At 47.6% G+C, this 19,746-nt stretch carries 19 protein-coding genes; all 19 read right to left on the reverse strand.

All coding sequences use genetic code 11. The features are described from left to right. Positions 1–30: 30 nt before the first annotated feature. The 19 genes from lepB to NFR28_RS08305 all read right to left on the reverse strand — a co-directional run bounded on the left by lepB (position 31) and on the right by NFR28_RS08305 (position 19,688). The gene (gene lepB / locus NFR28_RS08215) at positions 31–600 is read right to left on the reverse strand and encodes a signal peptidase I (RefSeq protein ID WP_251179329.1); all 570 of its coding nucleotides are present in this window, start codon (positions 598–600) and stop codon (positions 31–33) included. A 73-nt stretch (positions 601–673) separates the two neighbouring features. Then, positions 674–1,414: a tRNA (guanosine(37)-N1)-methyltransferase TrmD gene (trmD, locus tag NFR28_RS08220; RefSeq protein ID WP_251179330.1), complete on the reverse strand. Its 741-nt coding sequence runs from the start codon at positions 1,412–1,414 to the stop codon at positions 674–676. A gap of 55 nt (positions 1,415–1,469) precedes the next feature. Next, a complete protein-coding gene (locus NFR28_RS08225; protein ID WP_251179331.1) occupies positions 1,470–1,991 on the reverse strand; it encodes a ribosome maturation factor RimM in 522 nt (173 codons plus the stop codon). Next, positions 1,992–2,243: a KH domain-containing protein gene (locus NFR28_RS08230; RefSeq protein WP_251179332.1), complete on the reverse strand. Its 252-nt coding sequence runs from the start codon at positions 2,241–2,243 to the stop codon at positions 1,992–1,994. 5 nt (positions 2,244–2,248) lie between these two features. Then, positions 2,249–2,494 carry a 30S ribosomal protein S16 gene (rpsP, locus tag NFR28_RS08235; protein ID WP_251179333.1) on the reverse strand — a complete coding sequence of 82 codons (246 nt, stop codon included), beginning with the start codon at positions 2,492–2,494 and terminating at the stop codon, positions 2,249–2,251. A gap of 202 nt (positions 2,495–2,696) precedes the next feature. Continuing rightward, positions 2,697–3,362, reverse strand: coding sequence for a GNAT family N-acetyltransferase (locus NFR28_RS08240; protein WP_251179334.1), 666 nt, complete (start codon positions 3,360–3,362; stop codon positions 2,697–2,699). Between the two features lie 29 nt (positions 3,363–3,391). Further along, a complete protein-coding gene (gene ffh / locus NFR28_RS08245) occupies positions 3,392–4,807 on the reverse strand; it encodes a signal recognition particle protein (RefSeq protein ID WP_251179335.1) in 1,416 nt (471 codons plus the stop codon). Between the two features lie 40 nt (positions 4,808–4,847). After that, complete coding sequence (gene ftsY / locus NFR28_RS08250; protein WP_251179336.1) at positions 4,848–6,239, reverse strand: signal recognition particle-docking protein FtsY; 1,392 nt, start codon at positions 6,237–6,239, stop codon at positions 4,848–4,850. A gap of 105 nt (positions 6,240–6,344) precedes the next feature. Beyond that, the gene (gene smc, locus NFR28_RS08255) at positions 6,345–9,899 is read right to left on the reverse strand and encodes a chromosome segregation protein SMC (RefSeq protein ID WP_251179337.1); all 3,555 of its coding nucleotides are present in this window, start codon (positions 9,897–9,899) and stop codon (positions 6,345–6,347) included. Positions 9,900–9,910: 11 nt separating this feature from the next. Beyond that, positions 9,911–10,804, reverse strand: coding sequence for a ribonuclease III (gene rnc / locus NFR28_RS08260; RefSeq protein ID WP_251179391.1), 894 nt, complete (start codon positions 10,802–10,804; stop codon positions 9,911–9,913). Between the two features lie 121 nt (positions 10,805–10,925). Then, on the reverse strand, positions 10,926–11,933 hold the full coding sequence (gene plsX, locus NFR28_RS08265) for a phosphate acyltransferase PlsX (RefSeq protein WP_251179338.1): 1,008 nt from the start codon (positions 11,931–11,933) through the stop codon (positions 10,926–10,928). A gap of 139 nt (positions 11,934–12,072) precedes the next feature. Continuing rightward, on the reverse strand, positions 12,073–12,252 hold the full coding sequence (rpmF, locus tag NFR28_RS08270) for a 50S ribosomal protein L32 (protein WP_120361460.1): 180 nt from the start codon (positions 12,250–12,252) through the stop codon (positions 12,073–12,075). Positions 12,253–12,365: 113 nt separating this feature from the next. After that, positions 12,366–13,643, reverse strand: a complete 1,278-nt coding sequence (locus tag NFR28_RS08275; RefSeq protein ID WP_251179339.1) for a chloride channel protein — start codon at positions 13,641–13,643, stop codon at positions 12,366–12,368. A gap of 6 nt (positions 13,644–13,649) precedes the next feature. After that, positions 13,650–14,195, reverse strand: coding sequence for a YceD family protein (locus NFR28_RS08280; RefSeq protein WP_251179340.1), 546 nt, complete (start codon positions 14,193–14,195; stop codon positions 13,650–13,652). A gap of 6 nt (positions 14,196–14,201) precedes the next feature. Continuing rightward, the gene (locus NFR28_RS08285; protein WP_120361463.1) at positions 14,202–14,675 is read right to left on the reverse strand and encodes an ATP synthase subunit B family protein; all 474 of its coding nucleotides are present in this window, start codon (positions 14,673–14,675) and stop codon (positions 14,202–14,204) included. A gap of 102 nt (positions 14,676–14,777) precedes the next feature. Continuing rightward, positions 14,778–15,266 carry a pantetheine-phosphate adenylyltransferase gene (coaD, locus tag NFR28_RS08290; protein ID WP_251179341.1) on the reverse strand — a complete coding sequence of 163 codons (489 nt, stop codon included), beginning with the start codon at positions 15,264–15,266 and terminating at the stop codon, positions 14,778–14,780. A gap of 6 nt (positions 15,267–15,272) precedes the next feature. After that, on the reverse strand, positions 15,273–15,872 hold the full coding sequence (gene rsmD, locus NFR28_RS08295; RefSeq protein ID WP_338025911.1) for a 16S rRNA (guanine(966)-N(2))-methyltransferase RsmD: 600 nt from the start codon (positions 15,870–15,872) through the stop codon (positions 15,273–15,275). Then, positions 15,872–18,061 (reverse strand): ATP-dependent DNA helicase RecG, encoded by a 2,190-nt coding sequence (recG, locus tag NFR28_RS08300; protein WP_251179342.1) that lies wholly within the window; start codon positions 18,059–18,061, stop codon positions 15,872–15,874. Before recG ends, rsmD begins: the two co-directional genes overlap by 1 nt. Beyond that, positions 18,054–19,688: a DAK2 domain-containing protein gene (locus NFR28_RS08305; RefSeq protein WP_251179343.1), complete on the reverse strand. Its 1,635-nt coding sequence runs from the start codon at positions 19,686–19,688 to the stop codon at positions 18,054–18,056. Before NFR28_RS08305 ends, recG begins: the two co-directional genes overlap by 8 nt. Positions 19,689–19,746 lie beyond the last annotated feature (58 nt).

Consider the following 19,746-nt stretch of genomic DNA (forward strand, 5'->3'; position numbering starts at 1 on the left):
CTCTCCAATCTTAAAACTCAAAACCACACATTAATGTTCAAGTAAACCGAAATTATCCAAGGGCCAGTAAACCAAAACCGCCAATCCCGTCACAGACGAAACCGGCACAGCGCCAAACTTCCGAGAGTCTTGCGAGTTTGTGCGGTTATCCCCCATTACCCATATTTCGCCTTCAGGTACAGTATAGGGATAACTCACACCTCCAGGGATAGTATAGCTTGGCTTACCATCGGTATACGGTTCATCAAGCGGAACTCCGTCAACATAAACCAAGCCATCTTCATCGTTGATGTCAACGGTTTGCCCTCCCGTAGCAATGCAGCGCTTGATAAGAATTCTACCCGGTATTTCAGTGTCATGAAATGTAACAATGTCGCCGTAATCTGGTTCGCGGAAATAATACGTTACCTTTTCTGAAAACACCATGTCGCCTGTCATGATGGTTTCTTCCATAGAACCAGAAGGGATTTCGTAGGCTTGGAACACATAAGTTCTCAGTGCCCATGCCAAAACCAGCACGAATGCCAGCATGCATATCAAACTCAAGAATGTCCGAAGTGGGTTTCTTCTTCTTTGATTAGCGTGTTGACCTGCATCCATTGATATACGAAGTCCTCCCCTACACTTTGCGAATATATCTTGAAAACATGATACCGCGTTTTATGTAGCCACTTTATAGATCGGTCAAACTCTGCAAAAAATCACGATCGTTGGCCGAAAGCTCAACACCGGCAAGTAAATCGGGGCGAAACTGAGCAGTTCGTGCTAAAGATTGCTCATACCTCCATCGATCAATATGCGCATGGTTGCCCGAAAGCAAAACATCAGGAACGTCCATGCCACGGTAGCTTGCAGGTCGAGTATATTGCGGATACTCCAAAAGCCCATTTACAAAGCTTTCGCTTTCTGCGCCATCTACAGCCCCCAAAACGCCATCAAGCTTGCGAACCACAGCATCAATAACCACCATGGATGCTAATTCGCCACTCGTGAGCACATAATCCCCCAGCGACAAAACATAGTCAGCAAGCGAATAAGCGCGCTCATCAATACCTTCGTAGTGCCCACAGATAAAAAGCAAATGTTCATAAGTGGCAAGCTCTTGGACGCATGCTTCATCAAATTGACGTCCGCACGGGCTTAAAAAAATGACAGTTGGCTGAGGCAAAGACGCCGCCATTGACTGCTTTACGATGTCATCATATGCCTCGAAAATTGGCTCGCACTTCATAACAAGCCCGTTTCCACCACCATAGGGATCATCGTCGGTTGTGCGATGCCGATCATGCGTCCAGTCACGCAAATCATGCGCACGAAAATCCAAGATCCCCTTCTCTTGGGCAATGCGCATCATAGAAGTTCCCATGACAGAGTCATACATATGCGGAAACGTTGAAAGCGTTTCAATAATCATCTTGTACCCCTTGGGAATAGACAGAACACAACCGCGAAGCTATGAAAAGCATGAACTAAAACAGATCTAAAAAGCCTCCAGGCAGATCAACATCTATGCGTCGCTCATCAGGGTCTATGGCAACAATAAGCTCTTCTACCCAAGGAATCAAAACGATTGAATCTTGCGGTGTTAACACGTGCAGACGACTTTGCCCAACAAGCGCTTCAAGCTCAACAACCTCTCCAAGAAACGTATCGTGTTGGTCGTATACGACAAAACCCTTCAGCGATTCATCGTTATAGCGAATAAGCTCTTGCTCAATTTCTTCTGAGGGTACAAGACATTTACATCCGCTCAGTTTTTCAGCGAGATCAATACTATCAACGCCCTCAAACATAACAAGGTATGACCCATCGTTGATATCTTGTATGTCTAATACGCGTGCTTGTCGTGGCGCATCAAGTACAGGTGGAACAAAATGCACCGTCATGCCACAAGATAGCAAAAAAGGAAGACCCATGGTGGCTCGCACAATGAGTCCTCCTGCTAAATGCTTCGGCTTTACAAGGTAAGCAACCTGTGCCCACGTGCACATTTAATCGAGCAACTCCACTTCAACATGCATATTTGCACGAGATGCAGCAGCGCGTGCAAGGGTGCGAATTGCTTTAATAACACGCCCTTGACGACCAATAACTTTGCCTGCATCTTCAGGGTTGACTCGCATTTCAATCAGCAATGTGCCGTCAGTTTCATTACCCACAATTTCAAACTCATCAGGGTAATCAACCAGCGGAACCACCACTGATTCCACAAGGCTTACAATATCTTCTACCTGATCAGACATAAAACTTAAGCATCCTTGCGTGCATCACGAAGAAGTGCAGCAACGGTATCAGTAGGCTGAGCACCGTTCTTGATCCACTGGTCAACCTTCTCCATATTAAACTCAACCATAGCCGGATCCTTAAGCGGATTATAACGACCCACTTCCTCAATGAAACGGCCATCGCGCGGGCAGCGAGAATCAGCTACAACAATGCGGTAGTACGGACGCTTCTTGGCACCATGACGGGCGAGACGAATTTTGACTGCCATGAAGAATAACTCCTTTATATCTCACGTTATATATGCATGCATTCATAAGAACACAGCGAAAACAGCAATTGCTTATGATACGGCCACAAGCTCATAAACGCAAGCATTCATATGCGCAAGTGGCATTAAACCGGGTTGTTTTGCGAAAAATTCGCACAAACAACTCATTGTTGGCACCTTTACTCACCACTAAGCAAGACTATTACTTCTTTTTCTTGTGATGAGATTTCTTCTTATCCTTGGACTCTTTGCTCTTCTTTTCCTTTTTCGCCTTCTTGTTCTTCTTTGTTGACTTTGTTTCAAGAGCCTCTTCTGCACTTGCACCATCAACTATTTCATCGCACGTCATCTCTTCAGCAAAAAGCTCCGATGAACCAAGTTCCATGCAGTCGCGATAGTAAATATGCATATCCTCAAAATTGCCGCCGCCACTTACAAAACCGCCCGGAATGGTTCCGATGCGTTTAAAACCAAGTGAATCATAGATATGCAGTGCTGCTTCATTGCTTGCCACAACTGCATTAAATTGCATGCCGCGGAATCCGAGTCGCGTTGCTTGACGCAGGGAGTCTTCAACCAAGGCAGTACCCAAGCCCAAACCACGCGATGCTTTTGCGACCGCATAACTTGCATTAGCAACATGCGCACATCGGCCAATATTGTTTGGATGCACAATGTAGAGTCCAAAGATCGTATCATCAATAGCTGCTACACCGGTATAACTTTGCGCAGCAAAAAATTCACGAGCGCTTTGCTCATCAAGTGGCTCAATCTGAGGAAACGCATCCCCGGCTTCAACCACAACATTCCAGATGCGTATCATCTGATCAAGGTCGGTTTCTTGGTATTCGCGAAACTCAAGTGCCATATTGCCTACTCCTTATAAGATCGTGGAGATTATTGCCCCATCATATCTTGTATCTTTTTTAAATCAGACAAAGACATGCCTGGTGGCATACCGGGTAAACCACGACGGCGCTTGCCTTTCTTGCCCTTTTTTCCTTTTTTAGATGATGTCATATCTTCAACAGCAGGCATCATCTTTTTCATCATCTTTTTTGTCTCATTAAACTTCTTAATAAGCTGATTTACTTCGCTTACCGAAACGCCTGCTCCCTTTGCAATGCGAGCACGCCTTGACCCATTTAAGATATCGGGCTTTTGTCTTTCTGCCTTCGTCATGGAATTAATGATAACTTCCATGGCGTCAAGAGCGCCTTCATCAACCTGTCCTTGCGCCATTGCTTTATCGCCACCAGGAAGTGCGCTAATGAGTTTTGACACGCCACCCATTTTGCGAATCTGCCTGTTCATATCGACAAAGTCATCAAGCGTAAGCTGGGCGCGCATCATCCGCTCAGTTTGCTCTTGCTCAAGCTCTTCTTGTTGGACGCGAACGGCGCTCTCAATCAGACTTACCATATCGCCCATGCCCAAGATGCGCTTAGCCATGCGATCGGGATGGAACTCTTCAAGTGAGTCAGGCTTTTCGCCAGAACTGATAAATTTAATAGGCTTACCCGTAACCTGCTTAATAGAAAGAGCACCGCCGCCGCGCGCGTCACCATCCATCTTTGACATAATGACGCCATCAAAATCAACACGCTCAGCAAAAGCAGAAGCAACATTGACAACATCTTGGCCGGTCATTGCATCAACAACCATCAAGATTTGATCAGGCTTAACGGCACGCTTGATTGCCTGCGCCTCCTCCATCATGTCTTCGTCAACATGGAGACGACCCGCCGTGTCAATGATGACCACATCGCGCAACGAGTCAATTGCATCTTGAATACCCTCTTGGGCAATACGAACGGGATCCTGTCCATCACCGCGGTAGACGCGCACCCCAATTTCGTCGCCTAAAGTCTGCAGCTGCTCTGCTGCAGCAGGACGGTAAACGTCACCTGCTACAAGCAGGGGTGAATGATTCTCCTGCTTAAGACGATAAGCAAGTTTCGCAGCAGCAGTTGTCTTACCAGAGCCTTGCAATCCCACCAGCATAATGACGTTTGGAATGCGACTACTTAATACCAACTTTGAATCAGTGCGACCAAGCAACTCAGTAAGCTCATCAAGCACGATCTTGATGACGTTTTGTGCAGGTGTTAGCGAATCAAGTACCTCAGCAGAAAGGCAACGCTCCTTTGTGTTGGCTATGAAAGTTTTAACCACCTTGAAGTTAACATCCGCCTCAAGAAGCGCCATGCGAATCTCACGCATAGCTTCATTAATGTCAGCTTCAGTTAATTTACCCTTACCGCGCAATCCCGAAAAAATGGACTGCAAGCGATCTGAGAGGTTTTCTAACATACGAGCGTCTCCTTATGTGGTAACAAAATGTGTGGTGAGATTAATGGCGAAAACGATCCCAAAAACGCTTCTTGGGAGCAGGCGTTTCGCCATCAACTGAAAGAGCATCGTCAGACGCTTCCTCCAAAGACTCTTCTGGATCAGCATCTGATTCTAAAAGAGAGGACGTCTTGTCATCGAATCTTTCCACAAAAGACTCAGCTTCAAGTGCTGCTAAAGCAATATCAGCAAGTTCTTCATCGGTGAATTCGTCGGTAGTATCTTGAACAACGTTCTGTTCTAAAGTATCCAAATCAAGCTGCTCAAGATTGCTTTGCGCTTCGTCATAGAGCTCATCTTCTTGTTGCTCTATCTGATTGAGGGTGTCCTCTGAGACAAGCTCATCAAGTGAAGCCACCGCTTGCTTGACAACGTCTTTGGTTTCAATGGCGCCATTGATGACATCCAACCGACGCTCTCCTGCACTCACCGCTGCTTCTTTAGCGTTTTCGCCATTGAGGTCATCTTGTTCTTCAAAACGCTCATCAAAGCCGCCCACCAGTGCATGCGCAAAGTCATGCGCATCAAAATCACGTAGGTCATCAATACCTTCACCTACGCCTATTTTTATGATGGGCAACTCCAGCTCATGACTCACTGCAAGCGCTATGCCACCTTTTGCCGTCCCATCAAGCTTAGTCATAATAAGCGCATCCAAATCAAGCGCCCGATTAAACTCGCGTGCTTGCTGAAGACCGTTTTGACCTGTTGTTGCATCAATGACAAGCACGGTATAGACGGGCAACTGAGAACGCTTGCGAACAACGTTGACTACCTTTTCAAGCTCACGCATAAGATCAGCGGAGGTATGCAAACGACCCGCCGTATCTATCAAAACCAAATCTGCATTGGTGCTCTCAGCGCGCTCAATAGTGTCATAGCACACACTTGCCGGATCAGATCCTCGTTCCCGAGTAACCATCTCTACGCCCGCACGACGCGCCCATACCTCAAGCTGCTCAATAGCGGCTGCACGAAACGTATCTGCCGAACCTAAGATAACGTGACGTCCTTTATCGGTTTGCTCTTTAGCAATCTTACCAACCGTGGTAGTTTTTCCAGTTCCGTTAATACCAACAAAGAGAATAAGCGCCTGATCGCTCTCAAGAAGAGCCTCACCACCCGTCGTGAAAGTATGCGCAATCTCATCATTGAGGAGGTCAAGAACTGCATACGCATCAGGAAGTGCCTGCCTGGTTGCCTTATCACGCAAATTCGACACAATCTCATCTGCCGCTTGCACACCAATATCTGAGAGGATGAGTGTCTCTTCAAGACCATCCCAAAACTCTTCATCAAGATCAGGACCACGGTCTAACAGCACGTTCATTGATTCGCGAAACTTTGTACGCGAACGCGAGAGTCCTTCATTAACTCGATCAAAGAACCCCATCAACGTCTCCTTTCTGGCCGCTTTGTATCAAGTGTAGCCCATATTGGATAACTTGTTAGGCCAGCTTGCTTTCTCCATCGCAGTTTCGCCATATATCAGGTTTGCTTACTCGGCATACTCCAACGCGCGGTCTAACTTCTGGCTGACCACCTTAGTGACGCCATCAGCCTGCATAGAGACACCAAAAAGCACGTCTGCCATCTCCATAGTACGACGCTGATGCGTAATCATAATGAGCTGTGTTGAATCTCTCAGTTCATTGATATAGGACACCAAGCGGCGAAGATTTGTGTCATCAAGCGCAGCTTCAACCTCATCAAGAATATAAAAAGGTGTGGAGCGAACACGATACACCGCAAAGAGCAGCGCAAGTGCGGTGAGCGACTTCTCCCCACCAGACATAAGCATCATCTTTGTAATGCGCTTACCCTTTGGTTGTGCGGTTACCTCTACGCCGGTGTTTTCTAGATCATCAGGGTCTACCAAGGTTAATTCTGCCTGACCGCCCGGAAAAAGAATGCTAAAGATTTCCTGAAAGTTTTCGTTCACCGTTTCATAGGTACGAATAAAGTCCTCTTTCATGCGCGCATCAATAACGCGTACGATCTTAGAGAGCGAACGACGCGCTTGCTCAAGATCGTTGAGCTGAGATACCAAATAGTCATAGCGCTCTTTCAATACGCGATACTCTTCGGCGGCATCAGGATTGATAGTACCCATGTTAGCAATACGTCGGCGAAGCTTAAACGCCTCTTGCTCGCAAGTGCTTCTGTCTTCTAGCTCAGGTAACTCAAGTGCTTTATCAAGCGGGGTTTTACAATCATGCTCAATCACATGAATAGCTGAATCAACCTGCACCTCAAGACGACCCTTATCAACGCGTGCTTGAGAGAGCTGCGCGTTCATCTCGTCAAACGCATCGTGTGCCGCTTTCGCCTTTGAACGCGCTTCTGAAACAGCCTGATGAAGACCGCTTGAGGTATTCTCAGCCGCCAGCGCCTCGTCTTCAAGCGTTTGTGCTTTTTGTTGTACTTGAGCCGTTAGCTTCTCAATAAGCGAAAGAAGCGGATCAATACGACTGAGCGCCACTTGTTTGCGAAGCAGCGTTTGATGCGTATCTTTGTCGCTCTGATTAAGCTGAGCGATGTCGCGCGCACGTGCATCCACCATACGTGCAGTATAGGTATCGCGCTCTGATAAAGTGGCCGCCTTTAGTTTTGCTTCTGCAAGGTTATCCCTAAGCTGAGCTGCTTCTTTGCGCAGTGGAATCAAGGCTTCGTTGAGTTGTTCTTGGTGCTTGATCTCGGTCTCAAGAGCCTCCGATAGCTCTTCTTGTTGAGTTTTCAGCGCTTCTGCGGATGGTCGCGCTTGAGCAAGTGTCTCCTCTGCCTGTTCGCGCTGAGCCTGAAGATCTGAAAACTCGCGACGATACGATGAAAGCTTCTCTTCAAAACTCTGAGCCTCTTTGCGTGCAGCTTCAGCTTCACCACGCTGTTCAGCCAACTGCTGCGAAAGCGCCAATGAAGCTGCCTGGGCTTCGCGCAAAGCGTCTTCGGCAGCCTGCGCTACACGTTGCGCTTCTTCAAGATTCTCTTGCGCCAAAGTGAGCTTCGCCTGAAGCTCCTCAAGGCGACGAGCGCGAGCCAGCAGAGACTCTTCATTAGACGATTCTGCAATGCCTAAGGTAACTTTTCCCTGTGGCCAGATTATCTCACCGCTTAACGCCACATAACGACAAGGTGCAACGCGTGCATCGTGTGCCAAAAAAGCATCGGCTAGCGTATTACAGATGACAACATCACCCAACAAAGCTCGCACTGCCATCTCATCCGATGGTTCATAGGTGACTTCATCAATAAGTGCGCGCCCTAAACCTTGTTTTGCCGCAATGTGCGCTGGAAGTGTTGAGCTAGCCTCTTGAGTTCGCGGCATCAACACCACTTCGCCTTGTTGAGAAGTCTCCTCAAGCAGATGAGCGATATGGGTAATATCAGCGGCATCACCCACTAATAATGCATAGATATCTGCACCAAGCAAATTCTCAACCAGCGCTTCAAGCTCTTGTGGTGCGTGTATTGCATGAGTGATTGGTTCTAAAGTTGCTTGTATCTCTTCATCATCAAGCAACCATCTGCGCGCTTGCGAAACCGATGAACTGCGTTCAAGCTCACGCAAGCCTTTCATCTCTGAAGTAAGCATGCTAACCGTATCGCGTATTTCATCAAGCGCTTTTCGTGCTTGATCGCGTTCGGTAAGCTTTGTTGCAACGGCACTGCGTGCGTTGCGTTCTTCATCAATGAGTCCATTGAGTTTGTCAGTTGCTTTCTGCGAGGAAAGCGAAGCGCTTTGCGCGTCAGCGGTGGCGCGTTCAAGCTGCAGCTCAAGCTCTTTACTATGACCTTCAATAAGTTTCACATGCGCCATACCAGACGCAACGGTCTCTTGGGTTTGAGCCAATTGGGCACGAACACTTTCAAGCGTTACTTCATGTGAGCGATGCGTTTTTTCAAGCTCTTGGAGCTTCTGTTCTAACTCACGGCGTTTACCTGTACAGGTTATTTGCGCTTCGCTCAGTCGTGCTACCGTATCATCAGCAGCACTACGCTCTTGACGCGCTTGTTCAAGCTGAGCTTGCGCTTGCGCTTGATCAGCTAAAGCTTGAGCGCGCGAAGCTTTGTTTGCTTCAAGAGTCAATTGCAAATCAGCTTGAGCGTCAAGGGCACCACGACGTTTTTCATGAAGCAAACGTGTCGCAGAATCAAAGCGCTCAACCATTGAAGCAGCGCGTCGCTGACGACGAGATAACTCACCAGCACTTGCAACGTCTTTTTGAATTTGCTCTTGCAATTTCTCGGCTGCCTCTTCGGCTTTCGCAATCTGCTCACGACGCTCTTCAAGAGAAGACACCAACGCAGCTTCTTTCTCGGAAGCTTCATCCCATGCCGCGCGAAGCAAACGCAAATCATCTACCGCAAGCGCCAAATTCGCTTGTGAAAGCTCACTTGATAAACCTTGATACGCAAGCGCTCGTTTTGCCTTGCGCTCAAGCGGTCCGAGCTGACGTTGCACTTCTCCCGCGACATCCTTTACGCGCGAAAGGTGCACATCCATAGAAGCAAGCTTGCGCTCAGACTTCGCCTTGCGTTGCTTATGTTTCAAAACACCTGCCGCCTCTTCTATGAGAGCGCGACGGTCTTCGGGTTTTGATTGCAAAATAGAATCAAGTGATCCTTGCGAAATGATAGAGTGGGTGCCCGAACCCAGTCCGGAATCGTGCAGAATCTCAAGCACGTCCATACGACGAGCAACTGTACCATTGATGAGATATTCACTCTCACCAGAGCGATACATGCGACGCGTGATAACTACTTCATTATATTCAACTGGCAATGTTGCATCAGTGTTATCTAAAACCAGATCAACCTCGGCCACACCTACGCTTTTGCGCGCAGAAGAACCAGCAAAGATAACATCTTCCATAGCCTGACCGCGAAGATGCTTGGCGTTACGTTCGCCAAGCACCCACAAAACCGCATCAGATATGTTTGATTTACCCGAGCCGTTAGGACCCACAATTGCCGTAATGCCTGGCTCAAGAGCCAATACGCTACGATCAGCAAATGATTTGAATCCCTTTAAGACAAGTGACTTAAGATGCATGCTCTCCTACCCTATTTGTGGTGCCTAGCACGTTCGCGTTCTGATTTTTTGCGCGCCTTCTCTTCGGCTTTAGCAGCTGCTTGCTCGGCTTTTGCCTGCTTTACTTGAGCTGCCTTTTCGGCTTTAGCGGCCGCCTGTTCAGCCTTTGCCTGCTTGGCTTTTTCAGCGCGCTCTGCCTTCGCTTCCTCATCAAGACCAAGACCAAAAAACTCACCTAAGCGAGCAAGTGTAGATTTTGCCGCCTGGCTCTCTGCCTCTTTTTTAGTTCTTCCAGTACCGCGCGCTAGCCCCTGGTTTCCCGCAAATACCTGCGCAACAAATGTTCTATCATGAGGCGGTCCTTGCGTTTCAACGAGCTTATATGTTGGCGTAATGCCATCCTCTTGCAGCTTTTCCTGAAGTGCGCTCTTGGGATTTTCTGGCTCTTTTGCCATATCAAGCGACATACGTGGTATAAGCGTGCGATTCACAAAATTAACCGCCGCATCTAAACCACCATCTAGATACAATGCTGCGGTAACAGCTTCATAGACGTTCTCTAATGCCGAATGAAGACCGCGCTTGCCGGTGCCGGTTTCTGAAGAACCAAACACGATGACATCGGCAAACCCGAGCTTTTCTGCTACGGAAGAGAGACTACTGCCTGATACAAGAGCCACCTTGATGCGCGTCAGACCACCCTCGTCAAGTTCATGAAAACTATCAAAAGCAATAGTGGCCACAATGGCTCCCAAAATACTATCACCTAAAAATTCAAGACGCTCATATGAAAACTTGACTGCCTTACCCTCAGTGGCCGAAGGGTGCGTAATAGCCGACAACAATAAATGCTTGTTGACAAAGGTATATCCTAAGATCTCTTGTGCGCGCTCAAGCTTGTGTTTTTGCTCCTCAGTTAGGAGAATATCCTCAGCTGATAACGCATCATCATGATAGGACAAACCAAAGCCACTCAGCTGCCCTGAGGTGTCGCTGTTTTGGCTCACTCCATTCACCATCCTGCCTGCGTTTTCCCTCTATATCCGTCTAATCGTTCTTATCATTTGGTTTTGCTACTGCTTGCGAAATTATATCAGACACCCCTGCAGAAACCGTGCTTGCACAGGTCAAGACACCGTTGCATACGGCAAGTGCGTTTGAAGAGCCATGCCCCACCAAAAGCGCTCCTTTTACTCCCAACAGAGGTGCTCCACCATAGGTGTCCGGACTAATTTGCTTCATAAGCTTCTTCAAGCTTCCCTTAAGAGCAATCGCTCCAAGCTTAGAGACAAACGAGCCCATCAATACTTTTTTAAGCGTTTTGAACAGCGTCTTAGAGGTGCCTTCAATGGTTTTAAGGCACACATTTCCTGTAAACCCATCAGTAACGACAACATCAAAGTTTGCAGCCAAAATATCGCCACCCTCAGCGTTGCCCGCAAAGTTGTCAAGCTGCTTGGACATAAGCTGGTATGTTTCTTGTGCAAACACCGATCCTTTTTCAGGCTCTTCACCTATGTTCAATAGCGCCGCTTTTGGATGAGGAATACCTATTACCTTTTCCGCATATACGCTTGCCATTTGAGCAAATTGAACAAGATATTCAGGTTTGCAATCAGCATTGGCACCAACATCAGCCATAACAACAGGACGCACAGGAGAAGGGATAACCGTTGCCAAGCACGGTCGCATAACACCTTTTATGCGACCCATCACAAGGGTTCCCGCTGCCAAACAAGCTCCCGTAGAGCCTGCCGAAAAAAAGCCATGTGCTTTTCCCTCTTTCACCAAGCGGCACCCCACAACCAGCGAAGAATCCTTCTTAGAACGAACTGCCGCAGCCGGATGCTCAGCCATCTCAATGACTTCTGTGGTTATCTGCGCATGAGCACGCTCATGTTGTGAACAAAAAGGCTCAACAACATCTGCGTTGCCACAGAGAATAACCTCTAGATCATCACGACGCGAAAGCGCCAAAGCAACGCCTTCTAAAACAACTTCAGGGGCGTTATCTCCGCCCATCGCATCAACTGCGACAATAACCGAATTGGCCATCGTCGACCTCCTTGGTAGTGGTGTGCACTGCATAGACAAAAGTTATGCAAGTTTGCGCTGCAACGCGAAAAAGCCTCCCAACCAATCGCATCTTTGCGAGATATGGGAGGCTCATCATGCGCATACATACGCAAATGGGTTATTCTGTCTCAATAACCTCACGGTTCTTATAGAAACCACAGTTGGGGCACACGCGATGCGGAAGCTTTGCTTCACCACACTGCGGGCACACTGAACGTGCTGGAGCCGCAATTTTATCATTGCTGCTGCGACGGGCATGGGTGCGAGCACGACCCATTTTGCGCTTAGGTACTGCCATGATTATCTAACTCCTTCAAGTATCTCGAGCGATAATACGCTCGCTCGTTTCGCAAAGTAAACACGCGAACTGGTATAGTATCAAAGCTCCTGTGTGCTTTCAAGCATAAACTCTCAACTTTCGGATAAAGTACCGAAACGTTGCGTAACAACCTCTACAAGCTTATCACAGAAGAGGCGTGTTCCAAACGAGCAGGCAGCCACGCCCACCAAATAAGGCAAACACGTCCAACCAAGTGTCTCGCACCCTATAAGGATTGCGGCTAGTGGACACTTGCTTGCGGCGGCAAAAAATGAGACAAGCCCTAAAGCAGCGCAAAAAGCTGTTTCACCATTTCCCAACATAAGCGAACAACTTAACCCTAAGAGCGATCCTATGGTAAACATAGGCATAATCTCGCCACCCTTAAAGCCAAAGCCCAAACAGATCATAGTTAGTATAAGCTTAATAGCGAAATCCTCCGCAACACCTTCGCCCTTAAGCGCGTTTGTCAAAAGTGTTGAACCGGTACCAGTAAACGCAACCCAATCAAAACACATAATGAGCGCAATAAAAATCAAACCACCCGCAAAAACAGCAATATAGGGGTTTCGTACATGAGCCAACAAAAGCCTACGCAAACGCTTTATCCCCTGCGAAAAGATCATACCAACCACGCCGCACGCCAGACCAACAATCAAACAAGAGAACACTACCTCCCCCGAAAAGGGCGGAGTGATTGCCGGCAGAATATGATCACCAATATTGACAGCTTTTGAAATCGCGAAGCCAGTAAAACACCCAATAAGAAGTGCGGGAATACGATGTAAAAGCGTTTTATCAAACCGAGAAAACTCTAAAACAAACAGAGTTGATCCAAGCGGCGCAAAGAATAGCGCGCTAAAACACGATGCCATACCGCATGCTGCCGCAAAACCCGTGCAATCTCGCTGACGATTCTTGTGAAGAGACCCCAGCTTAAACGGCTGAGCGCTCACCTGCCCAAGCGATGCGCCCATTTGAAGCGCTCCTGCCTCTTTACCAACAGACCCGCCACCCAAAATCGTCAATGCAGTACCTAATAGGATTGCGAAAGACAATTTGCCTGAAACAGGACGATTGGTCCGAAGATGCGCCACAACCTCTTCCGTTGTAAGCGTTAAGGGCAGTCCACAAAGACGATACAAAAGAAGTGACGCAATACCTAATGCGGGCAAAAGATACAGCAAAGCTCGATGAGCGAGAAAAAGATCATAAGACTCTTCAACAAGCAAACAAAGCACAATTGAAGCAAGTGAGCCTAAGACGCCCGCAACTCCTGCAAACGCAAAATGTCGCCCCACCTGAACGATATCAAGCGAGGCGACCCAGTTACGAATTCTTATTACTGTTTCTTGCTGACCTGCATTCATCTCATATTAATCAGACAAAGGAAGATCTTTCAAAACCGCAAACGGATTATTCGCAGCAACAGGATGTTCATTTTGCGGCTCACATGAACAAGATTCCTCATTGAGATTTACGCCGCACGTTGGACAAATTCCCGCGCACTCATCTTTACAAAGCGGCACCAGCGGCACTTCAAGCAAAAGAGCAGCTTGGAGATACGTTGCTAAATCTATCGTGTTGTTTGCAGGAAGAACCTCAAATTCTTCCTCTTCCATATCCTCTGGAGCTTCGTCATCTTCGTGAATTAAAAAATAGCCTTCAATTTCACCGGTAACAGGAAAAGAGAACGGCTCAAGACAACGTGCACATGAAGTGGTTGCCTCACCCTCAACAGTACCCGTCAAAAGAAGCGCATCTCCTGTGTTACTTACGTCAACGCTATAGGTAAGCGGTTGAGCAAATGAATAGAGATCCGGACCCGCCTTGAGAATCTCAAGGGGGTATTCACCCTCAAAATGCTCATAGGCAGCTGGACTGAAGAGAGATTGAGGGATGTGCAGCTCAAGCTTTTCCATGAAAACCTAGCGATTCACAGCAACTGAGTTGGCGTTGAGGCGATCACGACAACGACGAACATTATTCAAAAGCGTATCAAGACTTTGTTCAACATGACCAAAGACTTCATCTGCATAGTCTTCAGCCCCAGCACGCGTTTGACGCTCAAGCTCACGAGCATCAGCTAACACCTGATCAGCTTGCTGTTGCGAAATGCGAACGATTTCTTGCTCACTCGCGATTGTCAAGGCTTGACTGCGTGCATCTTCAATCATGCGATTTGCTTCAGCCTCAGCATCATCAAGCAAGCTTTGACGCTCACGAACAATCTGACGCGCCTGCGCGAACTCAGACGGGAACATCTCCTGAATCTCATCCATGATCTCAAACGCGGCGTTGATATCAACTTGGCGCAAGTTACCCTTACCAAATACTGGCTTTGCGTCCTCAAGCAGAATTGAAAGCTCTTCTAAAAGCCCCAATACTCCTGTTTCATCCATGATTGTCCTTCCACCTGTCCTGCTACGTTTATTTTGCGAATATAGGCACACCAAAGCATGCGTTTTATTATTCTAACATGCTTTATAAAACTCCCGTCAACCTTAAAGCAACGCGGTGGCAAATTTTTCTTTGAGCGCCTCATCTACACAAGGCGGAACAAACTGCGAAACATCGCCACCAAGGCTTGCAATCTCACGTACGATAGAAGACGAAAGATACATATAGCTTGGCGGAGACATGATAAACAATGTCTCAAGATCCTGGTTTAACTCATAATTGAGTGCCGTCATTTGAAACTCATATTCAAAGTCCGTTATCGCTCGAAGACCTTTTACGATAACGTTTGCTTCCATACTCTTACAAAAATCAACAAGCAAACCGGTAAAGGGTTCAACGCGAACATTATCTAAATGCGCAAGTGCTTGCTTTGCAAGGTCGGCACGTTCTTCGAGACTAAAGAGCGGATGCTTTTTAGGCGAAGCTGCCACCGCAACAATAACCTCATCAGAAATTGAAGCGGCACGAGTTATGACATCAATATGTCCCGATGTGATTGGGTCAAACGTTCCAGGAGTTATGACACGCTTCATGTAAGCTTACCTTTCTTCGCCATCGTGGCTGTCATCTTTGATGACAATAAGATCTACCATAGTATCGCCAAACCTCTTGCGCTTTAGCAACTCAAAGGGCGAAGACGCCAGCGAATTGTCAACAGATTGGTCATCTTTTGCATCATGCTCATACACACATACCGCATCAGAAGCGAGTTTTTGCCCCTGGTAAAGCTCGCTGAGAAAACCGATGATCTGTTCCGCATCATATGCATAAGGCGGATCAAGGAAAACTATATCAAAGATGCCATACAAGCTTTGAGCATTCGACAATACATCACCTTTTTGCACGCGCGCTTGCCGTGTATCAATTCCAAGTGTTGCAAGATTTTTCTGAATGGTTCGCAACGCTACTGGAGCACGCTCATAAAATTGCACCGAACAAGCACCCCGGCTCAATGCTTCAATTCCGAGCGCACCCGATCCAGCAAAAGCATCCAAGACGCGTGCATCCTCAAATCCTGCGGCGCTCTGTATCATACTCATCAATGACTCACGAACCCGATCTGTTGTTGGTCGCGTTGCGTCACCTTTAGGAGCCGATATAGTCCGTCCCCGGTATTCACCTGCAATAATTCGCACCACTATCCCCCACTTACAACATGCTCGCCAGCAAACATGCGACGCATTTCGCGCATAAGCACCTGATTTTCTGGCAATTCAAAATGCGGATCAAACTTGAGAAGTTCACAAGCGTCCGCATGAGCGGCCTCAATAACAGCGCCATCGCGCACGACATTCACAAGCTTCAATACCGAAGCACCACTTTGGCGATTTCCTAAAATGTCACCTTCACGGCGCAATGACAAATCATATGTTGCCAACTCAAAACCATCATCGGTTTTCTCCATTGCGCGCAAACGTGCAAGCGCAGTATCCGTTCGAGACGCAGAAACTAAATACACCTCAGCAGGCTTTGTACCTCTGCCAACGCGCCCTCGCAATTGATGCAGCTGAGACAAACCAAATCTATCTGCATCTTCAATAATCATAACGGTAGCATTGGGTACATCAACACCAACTTCAATTACCGTTGTGGCCACTAAGATGTTGATCTCATTTTGGCGAAAACGCTCCATGATGTCTTGTTTTTCAGTACTTGACATGCGCCCATGTAAAAGGGCAACCTCAAAGTCAGGGAAAAGCGAGTGTTTAAGATATGCCACTTCTTGTGTGGCTGCACTCACGTTATCAAACGCAAGATCAGTATCATCTTCAATAGAAATTGCGGCATACTCATATGCTTCTTCATCAACCTCGCGTTTGCGCGTCTGTGCCTTTTCGTCGCGTGCTTGGGTGTCTTGCCCAATGAGAGGACACACCACATACACCTGTTCACCTCGTTCAAGTGCTTCACGAGCTGCCTCATAAGCAACACCGCGACTTTCCTTATGGCACACAACCGTACGGCGCTTCGCCGAATCATGCGGACGGTGCTTGATATACGACAACGTAAGATCACCATAAAGCGCAAGCGCAAGCGTTCGCGGAATAGGTGTTGCAGTCAGATAGAGCGCATCAGGTGCTTGACCTTTTGCCAAAAGCGCAGCACGTTGATCTACGCCAAAACGCTGCTGCTCATCAATGACCGCAAGCATAAGGCGAGCAAAATGCACATCATCTTCAAGTACAGCATGCGTACCAAACAAAAGAGTAATATCACCTGATGAGAGTTTTTTTAAGATTGCTTCCCTTTCTTTTGGCGTCGTAGAACCACTCAGAAGCGCCCAGGAAACACCAAGCTGATCGAAAATTTGACCGAGCTTTTCGCTGTGCTGAACAGCCAACACTTCTGTTGGCGCCATAAGCACAGCTTGGCCACCGCTCTCTGCGCAAGCTGCAAGCGCAAAAGCTGCAACCGCAGTTTTGCCCGTACCAACATCGCCGAGCAACATATGGTTCATGGCTTTTGGCTCAGCCATGTGCGCAAGGATTTCATTTTTTGCAGATACTTGCTCATCGGTCAGCTCAAAGGGAAGTTTTTCGGGCAGCAGACGCACAATATCTCCGTCAATATCATGCACACATGGCGCAATCCCCGCACTTCGCTTTGCCCCCTCCGAAAGCATCATAAGCTGGAGAAGCAGCACCTCTTCATAAATGAGACGTCGGCGCGCTTGTGCAACCTCATCCATAGATCGCGGAAAATGAATGCATGCAAGCGCATTTTGCCTGCTCATGAGTTTATAGCGCATACGCAGCTCTAACGGCAACGGATCAAGCATGCCGCATGTGTGCTGGAGTGCAGAATCCACCAAACGCCGCATCCACGCTGGAGAAATCTTTTCACATGCCGGATGCACCGGAATAATCATACCCTCGGCAACTTCATTCCCTTCAAGTTTTTCTATATAGGGATTCGTCATGCGCTTGAAGCCATAATTAAATTCGACTTTTCCTGCAACCGCAATGCGCATGCCACTTTTGATCTGCTCCGCAAGCCAAGGTTGGCGAAAACACGTCACCATAAGCGTGCCAGTATCATCAACAAGCGTTATCTCCACCAGCGCTAGGCGGGGTTTTGGTCGCTTAAGCTTCACCTCATGAACCACGCCTTCAATGGTGCACGTTGCCCCAATGCTTGCGTTTGCCACACTGAGTTTATGCGACAAATCTATATAGCGTCGCGGATAATGCGTTATAAGATCGCGAATCGTTGAAATGCCAAGTCCTGCCAGCGCCTTTGCGCGAGCAGGACTTACTAGACGAACTCGAGAGACAGGCTCGTCAAGCGCAAGGGTTGCACTGAGCCGATCTATGACTATATTACTCAACAGACAAAACCATCGGGTAGAGCGGTTGATCCCCGCGATGAGCATCAATTTCTAGATCATCGTAGAGCTCTTCGATGCGTTCAACTAATGCATCAAGCGTCTCGTCGGTCATATCTTGTCCCGCAAGGAGTGTCAAAGTGTCAGCTTCGCCTGCATCCATTGCGTCAAGCAGATCCATGACTACTGCTTCTATGTCAGAACCCACAATCTCAATAGCATCATTAGCAATACCAATGACGTCGCCCTCTTTAATGGGATTACCGTGAGCGTCTTTGGAGTCTTTGATGGCGGTTGTCACTTCACCAGTAACCACATCAGCATACGACTCAGTCATGCTCTCAACGTTCTCTTCCAGCGTTGCATCTTCATCTACTCCAAAGAGCGCAGCAAAGGCCTCAGGCACCGAGCGCGTTGGAACAACCGCACAGGGCTTTTCAGAAAGCTCTGCTGCGCTCTGAGCTGCCATGATAATATTTTTGTTATTAGGCAAGATGATGACGGTCTCAGCATTAACTTGCTCAGCGGCATCCAAAAGATCCTTCGTTGAAGGATTCATGGTCTGACCACCAGAAACTACAATATCAACCCCCAAGCTCTCAAGAATCTTTGCGTTTCCTTCACCACTTGCTACGGCAACAAAGCCGAGTTTCTTTGCGGGGGCAGCTTGTTCTTCTGCTAGCGAAGAAGTGCGGGCTGCACTTTGCAGTTGCATATTATGAATATGTACTTCAGAAATCTGCGAGTTGTGATCAAGGAAATATTGCAACACTTGGTCAGGACGATTGGTGTGAACATGCACCTTAAAGTTTGGATGAATACCAACCAATAAGTCACAATCTCCCATAGTGGTCAAAAAGTCATGCGCTTCTTCAACTTCAAGCGTATCCGAATGCACCAAAAACTCTGTGCAATAACGATACTGCGAACCTTCCCAGTCATTTATTTGCTCAATCTCAACTTTTGGCGCGGTTGTGCGAGAAAATGCCAGCACGTCACCTAAAGGACCTTCTTTACCAATAAGCGCTGAAATAAATGCATCGAAAAGAATTGCAAGACCAAAACCACCAGCGTCAACAACGCCATTTTCTTTCAATACCGGCAGCAAATCTGGCGTACGTTGCACAGATGCATAGGCCTCGCTCACAATGGCATCAAGTGCCTCATCTAAGTTGAGCTTCTTTTTGCGCGCATTTTTTGCAGCAGTAGCACAATCCTTAAGCACCGTTAAAATCGTGCCTTCAACCGGTTTGCGAACAGCATGGAATGCAACCTCTTGCGCCTTCGCAAAGGCTGACTCAAGCGCTTCGGTGCTCATCGTCTCAAATCCAACACTTCCCTCGCACAAACCGCGCAAGATTTGCGAAGTAATAACACCTGAGTTACCACGTGCACCCATCAAAGCGCCTGTTGTAATGGCTTTGCGAATTTCAGCACCCGTTGCACCAATTGGCAAATTCGCCAAATTATCAACGACCGTCTCAAGGGTGAGCGACATGTTGGTTCCCGTATCTCCGTCGGGCACGGGAAATACGTTGAGTTTGTTGATCTCTTCTTTGCGTTCAGAAAGCGTTTTACTAGCAACGGCAATGGCATTAAGTAAGTCGTTGGTTGTATAAGATTCAGACATAGGTATTTATTCTCCTCGGGAATACATCTACTGCTCGCATACGCAGGTCATAATCGAT

This window comes from Adlercreutzia agrestimuris, from assembly GCF_943193125.1.
GTDB lineage: Bacteria > Actinomycetota > Coriobacteriia > Coriobacteriales > Eggerthellaceae > Xiamenia > Xiamenia agrestimuris.

Coding starts and splice junctions, on each gene's coding strand:
- NFR28_RS08225 (WP_251179331.1), bottom strand. CDS start 1,991: ATGTGCACGTGGGCACAGGTTGCTTACCTTGTAAAGCCGAAGCATTTA.
- plsX (WP_251179338.1), bottom strand. CDS start 11,933: ATGGCCAATTCGGTTATTGTCGCAGTTGATGCGATGGGCGGAGATAAC.
- NFR28_RS08240 (WP_251179334.1), bottom strand. CDS start 3,362: ATGGCACTTGAGTTTCGCGAATACCAAGAAACCGACCTTGATCAGATG.
- ffh (WP_251179335.1), bottom strand. CDS start 4,807: ATGTTAGAAAACCTCTCAGATCGCTTGCAGTCCATTTTTTCGGGATTG.
- NFR28_RS08275 (WP_251179339.1), bottom strand. CDS start 13,643: ATGAATGCAGGTCAGCAAGAAACAGTAATAAGAATTCGTAACTGGGTC.
- trmD (WP_251179330.1), bottom strand. CDS start 1,414: ATGATTATTGAAACGCTTTCAACGTTTCCGCATATGTATGACTCTGTC.
- NFR28_RS08280 (WP_251179340.1), bottom strand. CDS start 14,195: ATGGAAAAGCTTGAGCTGCACATCCCTCAATCTCTCTTCAGTCCAGCT.
- NFR28_RS08305 (WP_251179343.1), bottom strand. CDS start 19,688: ATGTCTGAATCTTATACAACCAACGACTTACTTAATGCCATTGCCGTT.
- rpsP (WP_251179333.1), bottom strand. CDS start 2,494: ATGGCAGTCAAAATTCGTCTCGCCCGTCATGGTGCCAAGAAGCGTCCG.
- NFR28_RS08230 (WP_251179332.1), bottom strand. CDS start 2,243: ATGTCTGATCAGGTAGAAGATATTGTAAGCCTTGTGGAATCAGTGGTG.
- lepB (WP_251179329.1), bottom strand. CDS start 600: ATGGATGCAGGTCAACACGCTAATCAAAGAAGAAGAAACCCACTTCGG.
- smc (WP_251179337.1), bottom strand. CDS start 9,899: ATGCATCTTAAGTCACTTGTCTTAAAGGGATTCAAATCATTTGCTGAT.
- ftsY (WP_251179336.1), bottom strand. CDS start 6,239: ATGGGGTTCTTTGATCGAGTTAATGAAGGACTCTCGCGTTCGCGTACA.
- coaD (WP_251179341.1), bottom strand. CDS start 15,266: ATGAAGCGTGTCATAACTCCTGGAACGTTTGACCCAATCACATCGGGA.
- NFR28_RS08285 (WP_120361463.1), bottom strand. CDS start 14,675: ATGGATGAAACAGGAGTATTGGGGCTTTTAGAAGAGCTTTCAATTCTG.
- rpmF (WP_120361460.1), bottom strand. CDS start 12,252: ATGGCAGTACCTAAGCGCAAAATGGGTCGTGCTCGCACCCATGCCCGT.